This is a genomic window from Candidatus Zymogenaceae bacterium (assembly GCA_016931225.1).
Taxonomy (GTDB): domain Bacteria; phylum Desulfobacterota; class Zymogenia; order Zymogenales; family Zymogenaceae; genus JAFGFE01.
In genome coordinates, this window is sequence record JAFGFE010000020.1 from 164,914 (window position 1) to 187,065 (window position 22,152).

Annotated in this window: 20 protein-coding genes; 17 read left to right on the forward strand and 3 right to left on the reverse strand. The window is 55.1% G+C overall.

Annotation, left to right across the window (positions count from 1 at the left end; genetic code table 11):
* Window positions 1–27 precede the first annotated feature (27 nt).
* Both JW885_09580 and JW885_09585 read right to left on the reverse strand, forming a co-directional pair.
* Window positions 28–726 (reverse strand): DUF2202 domain-containing protein, encoded by a 699-nt coding sequence (locus JW885_09580; GenBank protein ID MBN1882412.1) that lies wholly within the window; start codon window positions 724–726, stop codon window positions 28–30.
* Between the two features lie 209 nt (window positions 727–935).
* A complete protein-coding gene (locus JW885_09585; protein ID MBN1882413.1) occupies window positions 936–2,120 on the reverse strand; it encodes an ornithine--oxo-acid transaminase in 1,185 nt (394 codons plus the stop codon).
* Between the two features lie 576 nt (window positions 2,121–2,696).
* Between JW885_09585 and JW885_09590 the strand changes: the two genes are divergently transcribed.
* Window positions 2,697–4,496, forward strand: coding sequence for a FecR domain-containing protein (locus JW885_09590; protein ID MBN1882414.1), 1,800 nt, complete (start codon window positions 2,697–2,699; stop codon window positions 4,494–4,496).
* A gap of 118 nt (window positions 4,497–4,614) precedes the next feature.
* On the opposite strand, the gene JW885_09595 is transcribed toward JW885_09590, so the two are convergent.
* Entirely contained in the window at window positions 4,615–6,021 is a 1,407-nt protein-coding gene (locus JW885_09595; protein ID MBN1882415.1) for a hypothetical protein, read from the reverse strand.
* 459 nt (window positions 6,022–6,480) lie between these two features.
* Between JW885_09595 and JW885_09600 the strand changes: the two genes are divergently transcribed.
* The 16 genes from JW885_09600 to JW885_09675 all read left to right on the forward strand — a co-directional run bounded on the left by JW885_09600 (window position 6,481) and on the right by JW885_09675 (window position 22,116).
* Window positions 6,481–7,224 (forward strand): DUF169 domain-containing protein, encoded by a 744-nt coding sequence (locus JW885_09600; protein ID MBN1882416.1) that lies wholly within the window; start codon window positions 6,481–6,483, stop codon window positions 7,222–7,224.
* A 96-nt stretch (window positions 7,225–7,320) separates the two neighbouring features.
* Complete coding sequence (locus JW885_09605) at window positions 7,321–7,980, forward strand: TetR/AcrR family transcriptional regulator (protein ID MBN1882417.1); 660 nt, start codon at window positions 7,321–7,323, stop codon at window positions 7,978–7,980.
* A gap of 40 nt (window positions 7,981–8,020) precedes the next feature.
* Window positions 8,021–9,076, forward strand: a complete 1,056-nt coding sequence (locus JW885_09610) for a 4Fe-4S binding protein (GenBank protein MBN1882418.1) — start codon at window positions 8,021–8,023, stop codon at window positions 9,074–9,076.
* A 214-nt stretch (window positions 9,077–9,290) separates the two neighbouring features.
* Window positions 9,291–9,602 carry a DUF2061 domain-containing protein gene (locus JW885_09615; GenBank protein MBN1882419.1) on the forward strand — a complete coding sequence of 104 codons (312 nt, stop codon included), beginning with the start codon at window positions 9,291–9,293 and terminating at the stop codon, window positions 9,600–9,602.
* A 103-nt stretch (window positions 9,603–9,705) separates the two neighbouring features.
* Entirely contained in the window at window positions 9,706–10,323 is a 618-nt protein-coding gene (gene cysC, locus JW885_09620) for an adenylyl-sulfate kinase (protein ID MBN1882420.1), read from the forward strand.
* Between the two features lie 44 nt (window positions 10,324–10,367).
* Entirely contained in the window at window positions 10,368–10,637 is a 270-nt protein-coding gene (locus tag JW885_09625) for a hypothetical protein (GenBank protein MBN1882421.1), read from the forward strand.
* Window positions 10,638–10,661: 24 nt separating this feature from the next.
* Entirely contained in the window at window positions 10,662–12,641 is a 1,980-nt protein-coding gene (locus JW885_09630) for an alkaline phosphatase family protein (protein ID MBN1882422.1), read from the forward strand.
* Window positions 12,642–12,725: 84 nt separating this feature from the next.
* The gene (locus JW885_09635; protein ID MBN1882423.1) at window positions 12,726–14,213 is read left to right on the forward strand and encodes a sulfatase; all 1,488 of its coding nucleotides are present in this window, start codon (window positions 12,726–12,728) and stop codon (window positions 14,211–14,213) included.
* Window positions 14,214–14,382: 169 nt separating this feature from the next.
* Entirely contained in the window at window positions 14,383–14,964 is a 582-nt protein-coding gene (locus JW885_09640; protein ID MBN1882424.1) for an FHA domain-containing protein, read from the forward strand.
* A 329-nt stretch (window positions 14,965–15,293) separates the two neighbouring features.
* Window positions 15,294–16,097 carry a hypothetical protein gene (locus tag JW885_09645; protein ID MBN1882425.1) on the forward strand — a complete coding sequence of 268 codons (804 nt, stop codon included), beginning with the start codon at window positions 15,294–15,296 and terminating at the stop codon, window positions 16,095–16,097.
* Between the two features lie 240 nt (window positions 16,098–16,337).
* A complete protein-coding gene (locus JW885_09650) occupies window positions 16,338–16,967 on the forward strand; it encodes an FHA domain-containing protein (protein MBN1882426.1) in 630 nt (209 codons plus the stop codon).
* Between the two features lie 356 nt (window positions 16,968–17,323).
* Window positions 17,324–18,508 carry a DUF819 family protein gene (locus JW885_09655; GenBank protein MBN1882427.1) on the forward strand — a complete coding sequence of 395 codons (1,185 nt, stop codon included), beginning with the start codon at window positions 17,324–17,326 and terminating at the stop codon, window positions 18,506–18,508.
* A gap of 137 nt (window positions 18,509–18,645) precedes the next feature.
* A complete protein-coding gene (locus JW885_09660; protein ID MBN1882428.1) occupies window positions 18,646–19,080 on the forward strand; it encodes a hypothetical protein in 435 nt (144 codons plus the stop codon).
* Between the two features lie 637 nt (window positions 19,081–19,717).
* Window positions 19,718–21,448 carry an aldehyde ferredoxin oxidoreductase gene (locus JW885_09665; GenBank protein ID MBN1882429.1) on the forward strand — a complete coding sequence of 577 codons (1,731 nt, stop codon included), beginning with the start codon at window positions 19,718–19,720 and terminating at the stop codon, window positions 21,446–21,448.
* A 24-nt stretch (window positions 21,449–21,472) separates the two neighbouring features.
* The gene (locus JW885_09670; protein MBN1882430.1) at window positions 21,473–21,706 is read left to right on the forward strand and encodes a MoaD/ThiS family protein; all 234 of its coding nucleotides are present in this window, start codon (window positions 21,473–21,475) and stop codon (window positions 21,704–21,706) included.
* A 128-nt stretch (window positions 21,707–21,834) separates the two neighbouring features.
* The gene (locus JW885_09675) at window positions 21,835–22,116 is read left to right on the forward strand and encodes a MoaD/ThiS family protein (protein MBN1882431.1); all 282 of its coding nucleotides are present in this window, start codon (window positions 21,835–21,837) and stop codon (window positions 22,114–22,116) included.
* Window positions 22,117–22,152 lie beyond the last annotated feature (36 nt).

A 22,152-nucleotide genomic window follows, 5' to 3' on the forward strand; every position in this document is an offset into this window, starting at 1 on the left:
CCCGTCCGCCGTACGACCCGTCGGAACTCATTCAAACCGGTAGTTCGGATCATCGATCGCCCCGCCGGTCTCCCGGGGTGAGGTGATGATGCGGGAGAACTCATCCATGGACAGGTATGTCGGCTTGTAATCGACGCCGGATCGATTCAGCTGGCGATAAAACGAGCGCAGGTGATTCCGCGATCCCCTCATCAGGTTCTGATAGACGATGCGGACATCGTCGTTGTCGGTCATCTCCAGGTGATCCTTGAGGTCGGCGATATCAAGCTCCTCGATGAGCGCCCCCACCCGAAAGGCGTACGTCAGGGAGACAGAGCCGGACGCCGTCAGCTCGTCATACAGCGACTGGAGGGCGGGGTCCTCAAACACCCCCGGGGTATCGTCATCCACGGGATCGGAAAGACCGTAGCGGTCGATCAAAACCAGCATCGCGTCCATGTGGGTCTCTTCGCTTCGGGCGATGTTGGAGAAGATCGGTATGCCCCACAGCTCTCCCAGCCGGTTGTACACATCCCGGGCCAGCTTCTCCTCCTCCCGCATGTAAAGAATCCCCGCTTCCTCCTCGGCGGAAAGCTCCCCCGGCGCGATCTCGGAGAAAATCGCCTCCAGACAGGGACCGAGCTCCGGGTCATCGGCGGCCAGGGCCGGATGCGCACCCGAAACAACGATGGTCACAAGACCGAAAGCGACAAAGAACAAAAGCACCACGAGATATATCTGTTTCATCGAATCACCCTCCAATAGCTGTTGTGCGTGTGTATGATACAGCTATAAATCACCGTCACACCGAAATCCTTCATACGCGGCGTTCGCACCGGATGACCGGTTGTGATGTGTCTCTATTGTACGATCAATTTGCGTTTGCTGTTCATTATACCAAAAAAACGGGCCGAGATGTGAAACATCCGGCCCGTTTTTTGTCGATATACGCCTGTTCACGGTCCCGCCAGCACCGGCTCGATGTGTTCTACGGCCCAATCGATCTCGCTTTTGGTAATGACAAGGGGCGGGGCGAAGCGGATCACATTTTCGTGCGTCTCTTTACACAACAAACCCTCCTTCATCAGCGCCTCACAAAAACGCCGGGCGCCGCCCGCCTCACCGAAAAGCTCTATGCCGATAAAGAGCCCCAGCCCCCGGATCTCCTTGATGTGTCGGCTTTGTATCTCCGTCAGACGCTTGAGGAAATATTCACCCATCGCCTGTGCGTTTTCGATCATTCCCTCCTCCACGAGCACCTTCAGGGCGGTCCGCGCCACGGCGCACGCCAGGGGATTTCCACCGAAAGTGCTGCCGTGATCCCCCGGCATAAACACGCCCATGACCTCGGCGTTGGAGAGAACGGCGCTAACCGGGTAGAATCCGCCGGAGAGGGCCTTGCCGATGAGGGTGACATCGGCCTCCACATTATCGTGCTCCTCGGCCAGAATTTTCCCGGTGCGCCCAAGCCCGGTCTGGATTTCATCGGTAATCATCACGATGTTTTTCTCCCGGCAGATCTTCCTGACTTCGGCCAGGTACCCCCGCTCGGGGATGATCACCCCTGCCTCGCCCTGGATCGGCTCCACCAGAAACGCTACGGTATTGGGCGTAACGGCGTTCCTGAGGGCTTCGGCGTCATTGAAGGGGATGACTTTAAAGCCGGGGGTGAAGGGGCCGAAGCCGTCACGGTACTGGGGCTCGGTGGAAAAACCGACGATGGTAATGGTCCTGCCGTGGAAGTTGTTTTCACACACGATCACCTCGGCTTTGTCTTCCGGTATACCCCTGACTTTGTAGCCCCACTTGCGTACGGCCTTGATGACCGTCTCCACCGCCTCGGCGCCGCTGTTCATCAACAGCACCTTCGTAGAGTTGGTGAGCGTACACAGCTCCTCGTAAAACGGCCCCATCTGGTCGTTTCGAAACGCCCGCGAGGTGAGGGTCAGCCTTTGCGCCTGCTCTACGAGAGACGCCATGATCTTCGGATGACAGTGCCCCTGGTTGACCGCCGAATAGGCGGAGAGGCAGTCCATGTATTTATTTCCCTCTGTATCCCACACCCAGACGCCCTCGCCCCGGGTCAGGACGACGTCCAGGGGCTTGTAGTTCCGCGCGCCGTAGGTGTCTTCAAGGTCGATATAGTATCGCCCGTCGACGACGGGTTGTGAATAAGATAACACGTCGCTCACGAGTTCCTCCCGGTGATGCAGTTGCAAAGAGACCGATCAGACGAGATGAAGGGTCTCGCTGAAAATGTTACATGAGATGTACGAAATTTCGTCGCGTATATCCGGTTAATTGCTCCTTGTAATCGTTTCTTGGAGAAATGTCAAGGTTTTTTCTGAGGTGCCGCCCCCGAAGGAGTGTGGGTGCATACTGACGGGACACGGTACGATAATTGGGTGTGATTGAAAAACGGCGGCGGCTCACGATACCATTGCGGTCATCTTTTGGAAAATCAGACTAAAGGAGGTATTCTCCACGCTGAAAAGAAAGCACACTATTCCGTCGCAATCCCGTCAATCAACAGGTGAGGCGCACACTATCTTCCCATGAAAACGTGCGGTAAAAACAGATGAATTCTCAAACATCCCGGCCCCCGGTTTTGAAGCGCTCCGTTCCCTTTTTTTCCTTTGCTTTATATGATGATACGTTATAATGCAACAAATTGTATAATATATTATATTATTTTTCTTCCCTCCCCGGAGCGGAAAATGCATGGAACACTGCGGACGATTGTCCTGAAAACGATGTGTATTGCGGCGCCGATCCTTCTCGCCGCGCTTTTCATCGCCGGCGGCATGAAAGCCGCCCGGGGAGAAGACGCGCCGGCGGCGCTGGTATCCTATCTCGACGGATTTGTGGACATAAAACATGCAGACACCGACATGTTGCTCGCCCTTTCCGCGGGGGATCAGCTGATCGTCGGCGATACGATCCAGACCGGGCCCGAGGGAACGGTGGAGCTTGTCCTCCCCGACGGGTCCGCGATAAAAATCGGTCCCGACAGCCTCGTGAATATCAAAGAGATGGGCACGATTGAAACGACCGGGATACGCCTGACCACAATCGAGCTGATCATGGGAAAGGTGAGGGCCCTGGTAACTCCCGCTCATGGAGGTGAGGCGAATTTCTTCATTAAGACCGAAAACGCGACGATCGGAGTGCGGGGCACGGACTTCGTAACCCTCTTCGATCCGGATCTGGGTGCCACCAATGTCATCAGCATCGACGAGTGCGTCGAGGTTGTCGCCGCCTTCTTTCCGGATATCGATCCCCTGTCGGTCTGTTCCGGAACGGAAGTGACCGTGTTTACCGCAACGGGACCGACCGCCGTCACCGCCGTCGATGTCGAGAAACTCAATGAGATTCTCACCGAGATGGCGTTTCATACCGGGATCGTCGAAGGAAGAATAATCCTTCCCGACGCCGGGAGCGCAGCGCCGCCGTATATCGTTACCGCGTTTCTCAACACCGTCATCAATCTTGAGGATATAGACGACACCCTTCGGCTTTCCCGAGACGACCTGGATGCCGAGGGCGGCATCCTCATCAGCGGCTCGGCGTCGGACGACACGTTCCCGGTCACCGGTGTTGAATGGAGCATCGACGGGGGATTTGAATGGAATCGGGCCGAGGGTGATGAGCTGTGGCGATTCCGGTTCGTCCCTCAGGATGGCTGTGAATATGAGGTGATGGTACGGGCTACCAACGCCGCCGGGGTCGTTTCCGATCCCACAGATGTCGGCACCTGGCGCCTGTCGTACCGGGACGCCGGTTACTACGACATCGCCGGGGAGTATCTGCAAAGCCTCTTCGGCGCCATCGAGAACGCCGATATCACCACCCTGGATGAGCTGATATCCGACGAGTTCGACGGCAATATGGCGGGGAACTTTTCCAAGGACGAGTTGATCGATCAGGCGTATCTGCACCTGGTGGAATACCGGGAGGTCGTCTCCATCGACTGGAGCATCATTCGGGTAAACGCCGCCAATGATGCCATTATCATCACCGCGTCGGTCGTCAACTCCTTCGGCGGGAACACGGAGAGCGGCACCGCAAAAATATGGCTTTCCAAAAACGACGAATACCGCATGATACATTCCGAAGGCGGCTGGTTGTTCGGAAGCAACCTCCCCATGGAGACGGAGACGAAGCTCACCGCGGAGACGGTGTATTACGTCGGCTCGCCCCTCTTTTGCGAGCATCTTCTGAGGATTATCCTGGTGGCGCCCCGTGTCCCGATGGACGTGGATGAGGTCACCGTCATCTTCGATACCGACTGCGGATTCCGAAGCCTGCCGGTCACCCGCGCCTGGTACGAGGCAAAATACGGTCGCTCCGGGGGGTTCGGCGGGGAGTTCTCCGTCGACGAGAGCCCAACCTGCACCGGCAGTTCCTGTCCCGATCCGTACCTGATATACTATATGGTGGGCGGCGGCGGCTTCTCCCTGCAGTTTCACGATTACGGGTACGATCTGGAGGAGCTGAATATCGTCACCTTTCCCTGATCACGGGTATCACATCTTATACGTACGGGGCCGGATGCGAATAATCGCATCTGGCCCTTTTATCGACACCGTATTCTCTCCCGACGGTTCCCTGTGACTCAAATAAAAAACACCTCTCTCACGATCTCGGGTCCGGGGGAGACACGTACTCTCTGTCGCCGCAATCGAAATTTTCCTTCATATAGATCGACCGCTTCCCGTTCTTGATCTCAAAGATGAGCTGATAGACGGTCACCGACGTGTTTTTCTTGGCTATCAACTCCTCGGTCCGGTAGCAGATCGCGTTCTCGTCGGTGACGAGTCCTTCGGGCTGATAGGCGAGGATGTCCATCATGTCATCTAGCGTCACGAAGCCGTCGGCGGCGTGCTCCCCTGCCACCCTGTCCGCGGTGGGCTGCCGCCCGGTACACACGTCCGGGAAGAGAATCAGGTGCTTCATCGTATCCGTCACGAACGTATTGGTAGAGGTGAGCATACCGATATCCTCCCAGTAGGTGCCCGAAAGCCCGTCCGCCGCCACATCGGTGATGTGGAACTCTTCCCGGGAACGCTCCAGGCGCAGAAGGTTCCCGTCAAGATCGGTGACGATGAAATTCTGGGCGTTCGGGCTCCCCTCGGCCACCCAGAAGTCAATATATTCATACGCATCGGAGGACACCCTGAGGGCCTCCCTCCCCCGAAACGTGTACGGCAGCCTCGGCTCTTTTCCATACTCCGAGGTGAACATGTTGTTGATGACGACGCAGACGCCGTTGTCGTTCCATCCCATGGCCCAGCCGAAGAGCCCGGCGTACGAGGTCATGGTGGTGGTGTTTTCCTCGCCGGTGATCGTCTGTTCCTCGAAATAGTAGTTGCCGAATCCCTTGGACTGGGGTGGGCTGTCAATCGTCTGTGCGATGATCACCGACCCGTCGGGATTGAGCATCCCGAAGGCGGAACAGCCGCCGGGATTCTCCTCCACCGGGTGTTTCTTGCTATAAAACAGCTTGTAATAGATCGGGCCGATTTTCACCGCCAGGGTGACGTAGACCAGCTCCCTCCAGGTAAAGGCAAACAGGACATCCGCCGCCTTTACGTCGTATCCCTCGTCCCTGAGGCCGTGGGTGATGCCGAGGATCTCGTCCCGGTACGGCCCCTCTATCGCCTCCCAGTAGTAGCGGCTCTTCTTTTTCACCCGCATCATCATAAGGCCCCCGGCATAATCGGTCACCTCACCATCCACCGTCTCCATGTAGGCGATCATCTCATCGCCGATCGCCCTCGCCTTCAGATATCCGAGCAGGTACCGGTCATCCGCCTGGACCCGCAAAATACGCGCCTTGCCGTCGATGTCCTCCACGACGCAGAACATCTCCGGGGACTCCTCGGAACCCACGTATACCATCCCCGTGGCGTCGTCCCTGACGACGTCCGGCACGTCCCGAAACGCCACGTCGGAGAGATCGCCGATGCCGACCACCCACACCGCCAGCGCCACGCCGAGGACTATAATTATCACCGCCACAGTAAGAAAAAATTTCTTCATACGTATTCCCTCCGTACAGTCAATTCCACATCTCGATTTTCACCATCTCCTCCAAAGGCATCAAACGCCCGGTTCAACACCCGCCCCCCGTCTTCCCCTCCACCTCTTTATCCCATTCATACATGGTCGCGCGTGAAATGTCAATCGTAACACCGACACGGGTGAGTCGATGCTACCACGGATGCTGTGCGTAAATCTTCACACACCTACGCGGGGAAACACGTGCGGTCAGGGGCGTTAAACGTCGATCGCACACACATGCGGTCGAACACGTACAGTCACAGTGAATAAAGTGACATACTATAATATATAAACATACAAAAAAGACTTGACACAGGAGCGGAATCGGGGTATTAAATGAACCAACCGGTTGGTTTATTATCGTGCCGGACGAGGCACACACAGTCACAGGAAAGATCCTGATGAATTATTTCCACACTCACTACAGGAGGTGAACTGATGGAACAATGGAAAACGGCGGCACAGGAACTGGAAACACTGCTCAGGCTTCAGACGTTTCCACTCGGGGTGACGTTTTTAAAGAAGAACCAAGACTTCCCCGCCAAAACCAGGCGTCCAAAAGAACACCTGGGCCAGGCCATCGCCCCCTGCCAGGGGATGACACTCGCCCGGCGATACGGCTGGACCATCGGCCTCGGGGCGGATGATTTCTCCTGCCCCATCGCCAAAATAGCCTACCGAATGGGGGAACAACCCAAGAATGATATGATACGGGCCTTTCTGACCGGTATTGGGTATGCAAAGGATGAGTCTGCGGCCGACGCCATTATGTCTAATTTCCCCACACTCCCGGAGGAGGCGGCAGGACTTGTGTTCTTTCCCCTGTCTCGGGCGAAAATAGAGCCGGATGTCATACTGGTTTTCGGCATGCCGGCCCAGCTCATGCGCCTGGCCCACGGCTTTGGATATTCCGCGGGGGAATCCATTCCGGGCACCTTCAGCGGTCGGGCCGGCTCCTGTGCCGAGGGACTTCTGGGAGCATACACAACCGGCAAACTCCGAATCGCCCTTCCCGGAAACGGGGACAGGGTGTTCGCCGGTGTCCAGGATTCCGAGTTGGTCTGCGCGATTCCCGCACAGCTCCTTTTGGATATCATCGAGGGGATGAACGTCCAGCATAAACGGGGTGTGCGGTATCCGATTCCGGGTCTGCTCAACTACACCCTGCCCTTTCCGACCTGATCGATGCGGGACCGAACGCCCTTTGCAGTACGATATGACATATGATATCTTGTATGTAAAAATATCATTGTCACGTACACGAACAGGGATCGAACAATGAGCACGCCCGACAGCACGAAAACCGGACCGTCCCGGACTGATGAGCCGAGCACCTCCCGAGGCCAGGCCACGAAGAAGAAGATCATCGACACCGCCACACGGCTGATACACGCCAACGGGTACAAGAACACCTCATTGGAGGACATCCTGACCGCGGCGGAGATCAAGAAGGGGAGTTTCTACTTCCATTTCGACAACAAGGAGGTGTTGGGACACGCCGTTATCGATCGATTCCACTCCGGCACTCGAAAGATGATGGATACCATGCTGAGCCCGGCGGTCCGGGGGGAGGCGAACGCCTATGAGAGCATCCTGCGGATGCTCGATAACCTGACCGCCTTCATGGACGACTCCGACTGCCGGGGCGGCTGCCTGTTGGGGAACATGGCCCTGGAGATTTCGGACTACAACGACGATCTGAGGCGGCACCTGTCCGATATCTTCACAGACATGGCGTCCCGTCTGGAAGAGGCGATCGCCGCGGGCCAATCCCGGGGAGAGATTTCCACCGAAGCCACGCCAAGGGAGTTCGCTCACTTCATCGTCAGCGTCATCGAGGGGGGATTGATGCTTGCCCGTGTCAACAAGAATATCACTCCCATGACGGACAGCATTCGATCCGCCCTCTTTGTCCTGAAACCGAAGGACACCACATGAGACGTCCGATCTCATACGATTTTTTCCTGGAGGAATTGATATGTCCACCAATGTGTACGTGAAGCTGGCCGAGTACATCAACACGGCCCCCGTCGGCGCCCCCATGTCCAACAAGCTCATTGAAATATTGAAGATCCTCTTTACGCCGGAAGAAGCCGAACTGGCGCAGAAAATCCCCTTTCTCAACACCGACCTTCCCACATTGGCGGACCAGACCGGCATGGACGAGAGTCTCCTGAAGGAGATGCTGGTGGGCATGGCGAAAAAGGGGACACTCTTCATGAATGAAAAGGGAAAGTTCAGGCTTTTACCCTCCATGGTCGGTTTTTCCGAAACACCCTTCTGGCCCGGGGAGCGGACGGATGTCACAGAGAGGCTCGCGGATCTCTGGGTTGAGTACATTAGTGAGGAATACGGCGGGGAAATCGCCGGGAGGGCGACGCCCCTGGTGCGGGTCGTGCCGGTGGAAGAGTCCATTGAATCCGGGGCAACGGTCACGCCTCCGGAAATGCTTGACGATCTGATGAATCAGGTCGATTTCTTCGCCGTCGCCCACTGTCCCTGCCGACTGATGGCGCGATACACCGACCGGGAACACTGCGATCACGACACCGAGAACTGCTTTCATTTCGGCTCCATGGCGAAATACATGGTCGCCCAGGGGATGGCCCGGGAGCTGACACGGGACGAAACGAAGAAGCTCCTCAAGAAGGCCCATGACGACGGCCTGGTTCATATGGCGGACAACTACGCCGGGAGAATCTCCACCCTCTGCTCCTGCTGCAGCGACTGCTGTGTCTGGATGCGGGCGAAAAAAGAGCTGGGGCTTCCAAACAGCCACGTAAACTCGAACTTCATCATGACGGTCTCTCCCGATGACTGCATCGGCTGCGGCGTTTGCATGGAAAGGTGCCCGGTGGATGCGATCGTCATGAACGATACGGCCACGGTGGACGAGACGAGGTGCATCGGCTGCGGCGTATGTCACCCCACCTGCCCCACGGGGGCGGTTCGCCTGGTCCCCCGTCCGGAAATCCACGAGATACCCCAGATCGGTGATTTTGTTCAGAGACTCATGAGCGAAAAGGCACCCTGATATCAAAGACCGCCCACAGCATATCAAACATCGGAAACGCCGCCCGCGCCCCGATCGGGATCCCCCGTTCGGGGCGCTGATGCTCTCTTTCTCGAAAATCGACGCCGGCTTTTGATTTGACAAACGATATGACTGACTATATATTCATATTCCGTCGTGATAGAATATTAACTATATATGTGTATATGTTTTCATACCTGTCGAGGTTCATATCATGCAGCGCGACAAGCATGAAAGACATTTCAGAACACTGTTCAAAACCGTAAGCTGGCGCGTGCTGGCCACGTTTACCACCATGTCCATTGTCTATCTCTTCACCGGAGAAATGCTCCTCTCGGTGGGCGTGGGAGCGGTGGAGATCGTCGCGAAGATGATCCTGTACTATTTTCATGAGCGCATCTGGAATGTTCTGACCTGGGGAACCTGGGCGCATCCTTTGAGCGAATTTCAGATCACCCATGACCTGACCGATCGGGACCGGGATATCATCCGCGATAAACTGAGAGATATGGGATACCTGGAATAAACACCGATATGTGATCGTCCTCTCCATTCATGTGGGCTCCTGTTCCCGGTATACCATCAAACACGACCGGGCGGAACGCACATATCACACGCACTCATACCATATGGAGGATATCGTGGGAAACGGAGTAACCCTCTGGTTTACGGGACTATCGGGAAGCGGAAAAAGCACCGTCAGCCTCATGGTGGCGACGGCGTTGAGAAACGCCGGATACAAGGTGGAAATACTCGACGGCGACGTGGTGCGCACCAATCTGAGCAAGGGATTGGGGTTTTCCAAGGAAGACCGGGATATCAACATCAAGCGTATCGGCTTTGTCTGCAAGCTCCTTACGAGAAACGACGTCATCGCCATCTCCGCCGCCATCTCACCCTACCGTGAGATACGGGATTTCGTTCGGGAGGATATCGGCGATTTTGTTGAAATCTACTGTGACAGCGAACTGGATGTGTTGATCGAACGGGATACGAAGGGACTGTATAAAAAGGCGCTGGCGGGAGAGATCGAGAACTTCACCGGCATCTCCGATCCCTATGAACCGCCGGAGAATCCGGAACTGGTCCTCAAGACAGATTCGGAATCGCCGGGAGACAGCGCCCAGAAGGTCATCGAGTTCCTTATCGAGCGGGGCGTTATCGATCCGGCGCGTTTGGTTCCATCCTACGAAGAAGAAGACGAGGAAAAAATAAAAAAACGTCTGGAAGATTTGGGCTATCTGTAATATTATAAATAGAGGTAGTTTTTGCCGTAAGGGATTTGGATAGTATGAATCGACACAACATGATGATGATCATGGTCTTTCTCCTTTCCACGACTTTCGTTGTGGAAACGGCCTCGGCGCATACCGCATACATCGATCCGGGCACCACCTCTGTGGTATTCGGCGCAGTCGGATACATCATCGCCGGATTGGCGGCGTTTTTCGCCATCATCTTCCATCCCGTGAAGGTCCTCTACCGACGGATTTTCAAGAAGGATACCGAAAATGCGGTTGATGCGGAGTCCCCGGCGTCTCCCGCCGATGATCCGAAGTAATCATCACCAATCACACGAGCATATATGAAACGCAGAGATTTTCTGAAGGGCCTCTCCCTTGTGGGTGCCGGCTCTCTGGCGGGAACGCTGGGTGCCGCAGGGTGCAACCGGGATTTCGGCCTGTTGAGGGGCAAAACCATGTACAAGCGCGTTATCGTTATTGGAATCGACGGCATCGACCCATCCCTCGTTGATCGATACATGGCGGACGGCGACCTGCCGGCGTTCTCACATATCGCCACGGCAGGTTCCTATGCCCGTCTGGGTACTTCCAACCCGCCCCAAAGCCCCGTGGCCTGGAGCGACATCGGCACCGGCACCGACGCGGGCACACATGGGGTGTTCGATTTCATCGTCAGGGACCCGAAAAAATACCTCCCGGACCTGGGGATGCTCAGGTACAACCGGCAGAATATCTTCGGCACCAGGGAAAAGATGTTTTTACCCACGTGCAACTCGAAATTCTTCTGGGACTACACCGCCCAGGCCGGGATACCGTCGGTGTCTATTCGCTGGCCGATGACGTTTCCCCCCGCCCAGAGCAACGCACAGGTCCTGGCCGGTCTGGGCGTCCCGGATATCAGGGGCGGCCTGGGACGGTATTCGCTTCTGACCACCCGATCCCCGGAGGCCTTCCCCCTGGCGATGGACAAGGTCACACCCCTCGTACCGGACGGCGATCGACTTACAGCACACATCCCCGGCCCGGACGTACAGGGCCTTTCCGGCAAAAAAACCATCACGACACCGATTGTGGTCGCGCGAAGCAGTGCCGACCGCATCAGGATAACCGCAGGCAGCGGGGAATTCGAGCTCTCCCCTCGACAATGGTCCCCCTGGATCCGCTTCGAGTTCCCCGGCGGCCCCAGGAAGAAGATATTCGGCATCGGGCGTCTTTTCGCCATCAGCACGGAGAATGACGTGGATCTCTACCTCACCCCCCTTCAGGTCGATCCCGACAATCCGTGCTTCGTCATCTCCAACCCGGACCTGACGAACGGATACGCGACGGAATTGATCGACGCCGTGGGCGATGTGTATCACACCCTGGGCATCCCGGAAGACACAAAGCCGGTAACCGAGCACGTCATCGACGACGACGCCTTTATCTCCCAGTGCGACGACATCATGGCTGAACGCGAGAAGATGCTGTCCTACGGCCTCGATCATTTCACGGAGGGCCTGTTTTCCCTGGTGATCGACACCACCGACCGCATTCAGCATATGTTCTATCGCTTCGAGGACCCCGAGCATCCACTCTATTCAGAAGAGGGAAAAAAGAAATACGGGAACGTCATGAGGGATTATTACCGGCGGGTCGACGGACTCATCGGAGACATCACACAGCATCATGTTGACGATGAAACACTGCTCTTGGTCTGTTCCGATCACGGATTTTCTCCGTTCCGAAAGGGTGTCAACCTGAATCGGTGGCTCATCGACCAGGGGCTGATGACGCTCTCCAGCGATCCGGATCCCACAGACATAGAGGGGGGCGCGCTGTTTCGCCATGTCGACTGGAAAAACACAATGGTCTATTCCGTCGGTTTTTCGAGCATCTACCTGAACCTGTCCGGACGGGAGGGCCAGGGGGTGGTCAATCCGTCGGACGCGGCGGGGCTGAAACAGAAGATCATGGAAAAGCTGGTCGAGATGAAAGATCCCCAGACCGGCTCACGTATCGTGAAAAACGTCTACGATTCGAAAACCATCTACTCCCCTGAGCGGATCATGGACGCCCCGGACCTGGTGATCGGATTCGACGCCGGCTACCGAATGAGCTGGCAGACGGCCATCGGCGGCACTCCCATCGCCCTTGTGGAACCGAACGACAAGGAATGGAGCGGAGACCATATCGTCGACCCGAGTCTGGTGCCGGGGATATTCTTCTCAAACGCCTCCCTGAAAAAAACAGCCCCCACCGGTCTCGATATCGCTCCCACGGTATTGTCGGCCTTCGGTATCAAGCCGGGCGAGAAGATGACCGGAGACCCGCTCTTCTAATCGCCGCCGAAATCCAAAGGGCCATACGTCACAGAATGTTCATCCTTGATGCGACGACGAAAGGTTCAAGGCAAAGGAATTGTTATGACCGAACACGACGATACGAAAGGCAACAGGGTGCTGGACGAGACATCGAAGCGCATCTCCCGAAGGGCGCTCTTGGGATTGGGCGCGGCAGGCATCGCGGGCGCCGCGGCGGCGTACCTGGGACGGGAGTCTCTGGCCCGCTGGCTGAGCTCTCTTTCCGGAAGGCGTGTTCCCGATCTGCCGCACATCATTCTCATCGGCCTGGATACCCTTCGGGCGGACAGCCTCGGCTGCTACGGCTACACACGGGGCACTTCCCCCAACATCGATACATTCTGTGAAACCGGCGTGCTGTATACCACAACCATGTCTCAGTCAAACTGGACGCTTCCGGCCTTCGCCTCCCTCTTCACCGGGCTCATGCCCCATCAGCATACGGCCGGCCTTCCCATAAACAACGACGACGGCACCATGCCCACGCCGCTCCCCCAATCCCTGCCCGTGCTTCCCGAGATCCTCAGGGAGTTGGGATATTACACCGCAGCCGTCACCGGCGGTGGGTATATGTCCGAGGTTGCAGGTTTCGCCCGAGGATTCGACGAATTTTACGAAATAGCGATAAAGCAATCCCAAAATTCCGGAGAATACCAGAACGACCTCCCCAGGCAGCTCGAAAAGGCCACCGAGCTGCTGTACGATCGCCACAAGAAAGAGCGGCTTTTTCTGTTTATCCACTCCTATGAGTGTCACCATCCCTATATCGCGCCCCTGAACATCGTGAACGCCATGGATCCGGACTACCAGGGCCTTCCGTTAACCGGGGACCTCGGGTACGATCTCGACACATACGGCTCACAATTCACGGAACTGGAAATCATGCGCATGAAGACATTTTATGACGCCGAGATATTCTTTTCCGATCGACTCCTGAGCCTCTTTTTCGACGCACTTCACAGCCTCAAGATATTCGACGACAGCCTCATCATATTCACCAGCGATCACGGCACCGAATTATTCGATCACGGGTACTGGGGACACGGTCACGTCAACCTCCACAGCGAGTTGATAGATGTGCCCATGATCATCAAGTATCCGGGAGGACACCAAACCGGCGTGGTGAACGACCGCATTGCGAGGATCGTGGATATCTTTCCCACCATCCTGAGCGATGTGTTGGGCGTCACCGATCTGCCCGAGGAAATCGAGGGCATCCCCCTCTCACAACCCCTGCCGAAGAGGAGGGCCATGAGCGAGGCCGTCATGCACAGACACGGTATGCGGCTGTTCTCCATGAGAGACAACGGCATCAAGTACATCGCCGACAACGCGGATAACAGCGTCGAGGCCTTCAACCTCGCCGACGACCCCCGGGAATGGCACGACATTGCAGAGGAATTCCCCGAGGAATCCAGAAAAGTGGCCCTGGCGGCGGTAAACGCCGAGGCGCTGTTTGTGGCAAACCTTGAGACCATGCAGCAGGGCGAGGGTGAAACCATCGACGCCGAGGATTTACAGCACATGCGGGATCTGGGATACATGGAATAGAGATACCGCCCGTTTCCTTTTATAGAGAATCCGAAAGGATCGAGACGGCAGAAAACCGGCGAGAAGTCGTCCCTGTATCATCACCGGGGAGTATTTCGCACCGAGGGCAGGTTGTTTTGGTTTTTTTCGCTTTTTTTCTTTTTTCATGTGAAGGGTATTGTATACAATAATGATCGTATTTTCGATTACACACCCCAACGGTGATGTCGAAACCGTGAAAACCTCCCGGACGAAGCTCACGTTGGGAGGTGAGTATACCAACGACATCATACTTTCGCGCCGAGGTGTCTTGCCGGAGCACGGGGTATTTCACATCACAGAAGGGAAGGTTGTCTATACCGATAACGGTTTCGGGACCTTTGTGAACGATAGAGATATCGTGAACGAGTCTATTACCTTTTCGCCGGATGACAGCATCCAGATCGGGGAGGATATCATCACCTATGCCCTGGAAAAGGAAGAAACAGTCCAGAATCGGCACATACCGGCATTTGAATCAGATATTATCAAGGTTGATGAGTTCAACTACACGAAACCGATACATTACTCTCCCCGGTCGTATTACAACCCAAAGGTGCTCCCCGAGCATACACGTTCGCCCCTGGGACAGACCCCTTCGGAGATGTCTTTATCCTCCGAAAGCTCTCATCCCCGGTCGACAACAATGCCGATGGGGGAAACATATGTCTACCAATCGCCTTCAACAAAAAAAAGGTCGACCCGCAAGCAATCGAAAACGCTCAAATGGTAAAAGTACACAGACGAATCAGTCTGTTGCGTAGCATTACACGTATGGATGTTTTCATGATTCTTTTTGCACTCATCACATTGATATTTTTAGTAAATGATGGTTTCAAAAATGCTGATGAAAACCCATTTCTTTTATGGATAGTTATCTACATAGTATTACGTACTGCGATGTTTTTCAGTAATAGATAAGCCATACTGTTTCAGATTCAGGAAGGAGCGATAAACGGCAGGGTGGTTTAAATTGCGGATGAAAACGAATTGTTCACCGAGAACAAGCCGCACGGCGAAACGGTTTTTTTCCTTTTATCTACATAAAGAGTTTCTTATGCCATGATCGTCTTTACGATTACACGGCACGACGGCAACATCGAAACGCTCAAAACCTCCCGGACGAAGCTCACGGTGGGAGGCGCGTACACCGACGACATCACGCTTCTGGATGGGGATGTCTCCCCGGAGCACGGGACGTTCGAGATTTCGGAAGATGTGGTTTTCTACATTGATAACGGTTACGGGACCCTCGTAAACGATAGAAATGTCGTAGATAAATCCGTTACCGTCTCGCCGGACGACAGCGTCCGAGTCGGGGAGGTCGTCATCACCTTCAGGTTTTCACGAGATGAGAATATATCGACCCGTGAACCAGTATCATTCGAAACGGACTTCTCTGATAGAGCACCATATTTCCATTCGAAACCGGCCCACACCCCGATGCCTTCTCTACCTGAAACGGAGCTTTCAGATTCAATTTCCAGCACAGAATCAACTCCCTCCTGGACGGCGCTGCACCCTGATCCTGCTTCTTCCGAGACATCCGATCCTTTCGAATCAATTCCCTTACAAACGCCTTCGTCTCCCAGGCCAACCCCATACGAGGCTCCTTCCGGGGATATATTGCTCGACGTGCCCTCGTCAACGCCGAGAGACCTCTTTACCGATAATAGGAGCCTGGCGATAACCATTGTCTTACTGATGCTTTTTTTCTGGCCTATCGGTTTGTTGGCGAATTTCCTGGTCTGGATAATCGGGAACAAACGAGGCGCCAATTTTGGATGTATCAGGGTGCTCATGTTTATAAATGTCTTGATTACATTAGTCGTTGCATATTTCATTGGTGGGTGGATATCTTCTTAAAATACCATATACATAGTCAAGATGCGTTCTTTATATATGAAGTAGTATTGCCAAATACATACAACGCTGATGAAGCGAAGTAGTACAGGATACCGGGTATCCCTGGAGGAGATAAAAAGGTTTGTACCCGGAATTTACCCGTTCTCCTCTTGAAAGCGACTTCACACTATGATCACTTTTACGATTACACGGCCCGACGGCGACGTTGAAACCGCGAAAACCTCCCGGACGAAGCTCACAGTGGGTTGTGCGTACACCGACGACATCACACTCCTGGATGGAAATGTTTCTCCGGAGCACGGGGTGTTTGAGGTTGTAGGGGAGAAAGTCGTCTATACCGACAACGGCTTCGGAACTTTCGTGAACGATAAAGATATCGTAGGCGAAACCGTCACCCTTTCGCCGGAGGACAGGGTTTCAATTGGCCCGGTCATTATCACCTATACCCTGAAGAAGGAGGAGATACACCCGGCCCATGATCTTTCGTCAAATAAATTAAGCTTCAATGAAAACAATCTCACACACCCGACGGAACCGGCAGAACCCATGACCGGAACGTCTTCACCCCCGGAAGACGATTCCTCGTGGATGGTATCCTCTCCGATAGATGATTCTCCTGAAACACCCTCACCCCCTGATAAGTCTTATTATCAGATGTATTCAATACCTAGGTCGGATAATGAAGAAATCCTCTATTACCTTGACAATGAAGAGCCGATTTCCGACCTTGAAGAAGAATGTATTTCCGATCCTGAAGAGGACGAAGAATCCGAACAATTAAAAATGTCTGATGATTCTATCAGAATAATAGTAGCAATTGTCTTTGTGGCGCTTTATCTTTTTTTTGTCCTCACTTTTGATTCCTGCTGATGTTGCGGTGGAATGATGAGATACGTCATGAATACTCTGCTGTTTTCAATCAATCAAAAACGTAAGGAAGTCTCACAGATATTTATACAAGCAGCATCTGTAAGAAGCCAATAACCATTCTATCCTCACCATGCAACAAGGAGGCTTCTTCACGTTACTTGCCCATTTTTTTGCATCAGAGAAAAGAGAGGTATATGCCTCACACTTATACGACCTCCCAGTGATCCATTTCTCCTCATCAACCCTATTGACAGCCCCTCCCAATCCTGATACAACCGAATGAAAAAAAACGCCGGGATATCCCCCGGTGAATTTGATATTCATATCAATCATCCACATCCTTTCAGGAATCGATTATGCATATCACTGCTCTTGTCGGACTTGCGCTTTTTTATATCCTGTTTCCCGCCCTGACGCTCTATCTCTGCCACCGCTATCCTGCGGTGGACAAGATCGGGGCCGGCATCATCTGCTACGGCGTGGGCATCCTCATCAGCGTTGTGGGGCTGGTCCCCCAGGGGAGCTCCGGGCTTCAGAACATCATCATGACCATCACTGTGCCGCTCTCCATCCCCCTGATGCTCTTCGGCGTCGACTTCAAGCGATGGTCGAGGCTGGCGGGGAAAACATTCCTCTCTCTGGTGTTCATGATCATCGCGGTGCTGGTGTCGATATTCGTGGGCTACCTGATCTTCAAAGACACCCTGCCCGAATCCTGGCAGATCGCAGGGATGCTCATCGGTGTCTATACCGGGGGAACCGCCAACCTGAACGCCATCGGCCTGGCCCTGAAGGTCCCGGAGCACATCCTGGTGCTGACCAATACCGCCGATATGCTGGTCTGCGCCACCTGGTTCGCCTTCATCCTTCTGGCCGGCCAGCGCCTCCTGGGGCTGATTCTCCCTCCCTTTTCGTTCACGGGCGCGGTGTCGAGCGCATCCGATGGAGACCAAGATGAGGCGACCCGGGAGCTGGAGCGGGAGACGGTGGATTTTTCCGACTACCGGGGCGTGTTTTCCAAACGTATCGCCCTTCCGCTTTTGGCCGCCCTGGGTCTGGCGGTGGTGATCTTCGGTCTCGGCGGCGCCCTGTATGCCGTGGTGCCCGAGGAATACAACATGGCGGTGCTGATGCTCTCGATCACCACCCTGGGAATTTTCGCCTCGTTCATCCCGCGGGTCAGGAATATCGAGATGACGTTTCACCTGGGCCAGTACATCATCCTGATCTTCTGTGTCGTGGTGGGCTCTATGGCCGATATCAGATACCTGGTCAGCGACGCCCCCGCCGTGTTCATCTATACGGTCATCGTGGTCTACGGTTCGTGGCTGGTGCATGTGCTGTTGTCAATTCCGTTTCGCATCGACACCGACACCACCATCATCACCTCGACATCGGCCTTGTTTTCGCCCCCCTTCGTGCCGGTGGTGGCGGCTCAGCTCAAGAACAAGGAGGTGGTGGTCTCGGGACTTGCCACGGGCATCATCGGCTATGCCATTGGCAACTACCTGGGCATCACCATTGCGTATTTGCTGAAATAGGGAAAAAAGCGGTGTCCTTTACGATGACTCTGTTCGCGATCCGTCTTTGCAAACGGGCGAAAATGTGATATATACCATTTCACACCGGCGAGTGATCTCCCCCGGGAAATCTGTAACTTCTCTGAAAGATACGTATAATGTCGGAAGCGAAAAAGAAATCAACCCTGAAACAGGTGAAGCGAGCGGGGCTGTATGCCGTGGTCGCAATCCTTCTGGTTCTTCTTTTTTTCTGGGTCAACCACCAGGTCAAGCGATACCATAGGGCCGAGGCGGAGCGTCTGATGACGGCGCTTTTGGAATACGCGGAATCATACCACGAAGAAAACGGCGTCTACCCGGAAAGCTACATCGGGGACGACCCGGACGTGTTGAAGCCGGGGCTGTGGCACTGGAGCATTCTCGTGGCCGACGCCGACGAGTTCGTCGCCCGGGCATGGATGAACCTGGACAAAGACGAGGCGCTGGACATCTGGCAGGTGACGGCGAAAAAGGAACCCTCCATCATCTCCGACGACATCCTCGAGAGAGAGTCGACACCCGACCCCCGGGACCTCGAATGGGGTCTGGACTGAGTCGATTGAAAGGAAAAACGTCGCTGCCGACCCCCCGGGCGGTTGTTTTTATAGATCGTCCCCTGAAGGGGAGGCCTAAAAAAACTCCGAACCACATCATGGATGAGAGATCCACTGAAAGGCTGCTGCGCTGGGATGGATTAACCTCCAAAATCGGGGATGATTTTTCTCTCACTCATCGATTTCAATGACGCGCAAAAAACGAATCTTCTTAAACCGGATGACTCCCGGCATGTGGGACGCACAACCCGTCACTCCACCACTATCGAGATTGAGGCATTTCCCGTATATCCACATCACTCTCAAAAATGCAGAGGAGACACACCATCCGGCTTGATGTTTGTGACCTCATAAACACCACAACTGTTCACTTTTTCTTGACAATTATCTGAAAAATCTATAAAATTATTTTGTCTTATTCTACATAATAACTTCCGATCCCGCCTGTCCGTATCGGACATACGGGACGAAAGGGGCGCCGGAGTAATCCGACACCCTGCCGTGCTTGCAAAGGAAGAGGCATCGGCATGAGAAATATATCATGCCGGGTGTTTCTTCCTTATTTTTTTGGAACACGATTTTCGTCATCCTTCATTTTATATACCTTTCATATCACGTTATTCAAAAAGGAGGAGACATGGAAAAGATCATTCGCGTAAACATGACCGATCTCTCGGTTAAAACAGAAAAGGTCCCGAAACAGTATCAGGGATTGGGAGGCCGGGGCCTGACCTCCACCATCGTGGCGGCGGAGGTGCCCCCCACCTGCGACCCCCTGGGGCCGGACAACAAGCTGGTCATCGCCTCGGGACTGCTCAACAACACCCCGGCACCCAACGCCGGCCGCCTGTCTGTGGGGTGCAAGAGTCCCCTCACCGGCGGCATCAAGGAGGCAAACGCCGGCGGCGTGGTGGGAACCAAGTTCGGCCGGATGGGTATCGCTGCGGTCGTTGTGGAGGGAAAGCCGAAGAAAAACGCCTATTACAAGCTCATCCTCACAAAGGACGACGCAAAGCTTGAACCCGCCGATAACCTGAAGGGCCTGGGCAACTACGACACGGTGGCGAAGCTCACCGCTGAATACGGGGAGAAGACCGGCTATGTCTCCATCGGCCAGGCCGGAGAGATGCTGCTGACGGGATCATCCGTCGCCGTAACCGACCGGGAAAACCGGCCGACCCGTCACGCCGGACGGGGCGGCGTCGGCGCCGTGATGGGATCGAAGGGACTGAAGGCCGTTGTGGTGGACGACGCCGGAGGAGCCCTCCCCAAGCCAAAAGATCCCGAGGGATTCAAGAAGGCGTCCAAAAAGCTGCTTGACGCACTGAAGACCCACTCGGTCACCAGCGAGGGCCTGCCCACCTACGGTACAAACATCCTAGCGAATATCATCAATGAGGCGGGGGGGTATCCCACCCGGAACTTCTCCGACGGTCGATTCGAGGGCGTGGAAAAAATCAGCGGCGAAACCCAGCACGACGTCATCCTGGAGCGGGGCGGCGAGATCAAGCACGGCTGTATGCCCGGCTGCGTCATCCAGTGCTCCCGCATCTACCACGATAAAGACGGAAAGTACCTCACCAAGGGGCCGGAATACGAAACCATCTGGGCCAACGGCGCGAACTGCGGCATCGACGACCTGGACGCCATCGCCCAGATAGACCGCCTCTGCGACGACTACGGCCTTGACACCATCGAATGGGGCGCGACTGTCGGCGTGGCGATGGAGGCCGGTATCAAAAAATTCGGAGACGCGAAGGGCGCCATCGAGCTGATCAAGGAGGTCCCCAAGGGGACGGAGCTGGGAATAATCCTGGGCAACGGCGCGGCGGCCACCGGAAAGGCCTATAATGTCTCCCGGGTGCCGGTCGTCAAGAACCAGGCCCTGCCGGCGTATGACCCACGGCCCATCATGGGCATCGGGGTAACCTATGCGACATCAACCATGGGGGCTGATCATACCGCGGGTTACGCCATCGCACCGAACATCCTGAAGGTGGGGGGCGAGGTCAATCCTCTCGTTCCCGAGGGCCAGGTGGATACGTCAAGAAACCTCCAGATCGCCACCGCCGCCCTGGATTCAACGGGACTGTGTCTGTTCGTCGCCTTCGCCATCCTGGATATCCCCAGCGGCTTCGAGGGCATCTATGAGATGCTCAACGCCCAGTACGGCCTGAGTCTCACCGCCGACGACGTGACCGCCCTGGGCATGCAGGTACTCAAGACCGAGCGGGAATTCAACAAGAAGGCGGGATTCACCAAAGAGGACGATCGTCTCCCGGCCTATTTTCTTGCAGATAAGCTGTCTCCCCACGACAAGATCTTCGAGGTTTCGAACGAACAACTGGATACAGTGTTTAACTTCTAATCGGACCTGTGGGATGATCACGGTATGAAAGTGGAAATCAAGCTGTTCGCCGGATTCAGGTCATACATGCCGAATACCCCCGATCAGCGATATATTGATGTCCCCGATGGTTCAACCGTCGGGGACATCATCCACTCCCTGGGCATCCCGGAGGAGATGAAAAAGATCATCTTCATCAACGGCGCCCACGGAAGCGTTTCGTCCGTGCTGCAGGAAAAGGACCGGCTGGCGATTTTTCCGCCGGTGGCGGGGGGATGAGTTAAAGTATCCGAAAGCGATCCGCTTTTTGAGAAAACGCATCCTCTCCCGCATGAAGAACGGCAAGGGGCCGGCGTGAGGGCCGCCCGCAAAAGAGACGTTCCTTTCTTACCCATCACGAGGCAGATATGGCATCCATAACGGTCAGGTTGTTCGCATCCTTAAGGAAATATGCGCCGGAGACGTTCGATCGGGGTACGGGGACCCTGGATATTACGGAGGGCTCTCCCATCAGCGAGATCATCGCCGCTTTGGACATTCCCCCGGACCGGGTGAAGATGATCATGAAAAACGGAATCGTCGCATCCCGAAAGGACCCGGTCGCCCCAAACGATCGGGTTGCCCTCTTCCCGCCGGAGCTGGCCTTCAACCTCTATGTGGCCATGAACTTCCGGGAGGACCTGCGCTAAAAGCCCGGGAAGTATGCCGTCGGGCGCATCCCCGGG

Coding starts and splice junctions, on each gene's coding strand:
- JW885_09630 (MBN1882422.1), top strand. CDS start 10,662: ATGAAACGCAGAGATTTTCTGAAGGGCCTCTCCCTTGTGGGTGCCGGC.
- JW885_09675 (MBN1882431.1), top strand. CDS start 21,835: ATGGCATCCATAACGGTCAGGTTGTTCGCATCCTTAAGGAAATATGCG.
- JW885_09670 (MBN1882430.1), top strand. CDS start 21,473: ATGAAAGTGGAAATCAAGCTGTTCGCCGGATTCAGGTCATACATGCCG.
- JW885_09645 (MBN1882425.1), top strand. CDS start 15,294: ATGATCGTCTTTACGATTACACGGCACGACGGCAACATCGAAACGCTC.
- JW885_09625 (MBN1882421.1), top strand. CDS start 10,368: ATGAATCGACACAACATGATGATGATCATGGTCTTTCTCCTTTCCACG.
- JW885_09660 (MBN1882428.1), top strand. CDS start 18,646: ATGTCGGAAGCGAAAAAGAAATCAACCCTGAAACAGGTGAAGCGAGCG.
- JW885_09590 (MBN1882414.1), top strand. CDS start 2,697: ATGCATGGAACACTGCGGACGATTGTCCTGAAAACGATGTGTATTGCG.
- JW885_09635 (MBN1882423.1), top strand. CDS start 12,726: ATGACCGAACACGACGATACGAAAGGCAACAGGGTGCTGGACGAGACA.
- JW885_09580 (MBN1882412.1), bottom strand. CDS start 726: ATGAAACAGATATATCTCGTGGTGCTTTTGTTCTTTGTCGCTTTCGGT.
- JW885_09640 (MBN1882424.1), top strand. CDS start 14,383: ATGATCGTATTTTCGATTACACACCCCAACGGTGATGTCGAAACCGTG.
- JW885_09600 (MBN1882416.1), top strand. CDS start 6,481: ATGGAACAATGGAAAACGGCGGCACAGGAACTGGAAACACTGCTCAGG.
- JW885_09615 (MBN1882419.1), top strand. CDS start 9,291: ATGCAGCGCGACAAGCATGAAAGACATTTCAGAACACTGTTCAAAACC.
- JW885_09665 (MBN1882429.1), top strand. CDS start 19,718: ATGGAAAAGATCATTCGCGTAAACATGACCGATCTCTCGGTTAAAACA.
- JW885_09605 (MBN1882417.1), top strand. CDS start 7,321: ATGAGCACGCCCGACAGCACGAAAACCGGACCGTCCCGGACTGATGAG.
- JW885_09655 (MBN1882427.1), top strand. CDS start 17,324: ATGCATATCACTGCTCTTGTCGGACTTGCGCTTTTTTATATCCTGTTT.
- JW885_09610 (MBN1882418.1), top strand. CDS start 8,021: ATGTCCACCAATGTGTACGTGAAGCTGGCCGAGTACATCAACACGGCC.
- JW885_09595 (MBN1882415.1), bottom strand. CDS start 6,021: ATGAAGAAATTTTTTCTTACTGTGGCGGTGATAATTATAGTCCTCGGC.
- cysC (MBN1882420.1), top strand. CDS start 9,706: ATGGAGGATATCGTGGGAAACGGAGTAACCCTCTGGTTTACGGGACTA.